Source organism: Vibrio sp. 1078-1, from assembly GCF_033340475.1.
Genome location: NZ_JAWOWM010000256.1, coordinates 1 through 764, shown reverse-complemented (window position 1 = coordinate 764; position 764 = coordinate 1). Strand labels below are relative to the sequence as shown.

General features: G+C 46.5%; 1 protein-coding gene. It reads left to right on the top strand.

What is annotated here, in order from left to right:
- Positions 1–57 precede the first annotated feature (57 nt).
- Positions 58–764 (top strand): sugar phosphate nucleotidyltransferase (locus tag R7190_RS26960; RefSeq protein ID WP_318137810.1); only part of this gene is annotated, 707 nt, incomplete at its 3' end.

Below are 764 nucleotides of genomic sequence, written 5' to 3'. Positions count from 1 at the left end.
CACCTCCTCCGGTTAAGCACGGTTTAGACGCATGTAGAACAAGGGAAAGGGAATATTATGCAAGACGCACTCGCTGTAATTTTAGCAGGCGGGATGGGCTCACGACTTAGCCCACTCACTGATGATCGAGCCAAACCAGCGGTACCATTTGGCGGTAAATACAGAATCATCGATTTTACGCTAACCAATTGTCTTAATTCAGGTTTACGTAAAATTCTAGTGCTTACTCAATACAAATCTCACTCACTACAAAAGCACCTTCGTGACGGTTGGTCGATTTTTAATCCCGAACTTGGTGAGTACATTACGGCAGTTCCGCCTCAAATGCGCAAAGGTGGTGCATGGTATGAGGGTACCGCCGACGCCATCTACCACAACTTGTGGTTACTATCGCGGAACGACGCAAAATACGTTGTTGTGTTATCTGGTGACCATATTTATCGTATGGATTACGCAGCGATGCTTGAGGAGCATAAAGAGAAAGGGGCAAAGCTGACCGTCGCTTGTATGGATGTTCCAGTAAAGGACGCCTCTGCTTTCGGAGTAATGGGAATCGCTGAAAACGGACTGGTTAAGTCTTTTGTCGAGAAGCCCGAAAACCCACCTACTCTTCCAGACGATAAAGCCAAGAGCCTTGCATCAATGGGGATCTACATCTTTGATATGGATGTGCTCAAAGAAGCGCTGACCGAAGATGCGAAACTGGAAACGTCTAGCCATGACTTTGGCAACGACATTATTCCAAAATTGATCGACACCGAATC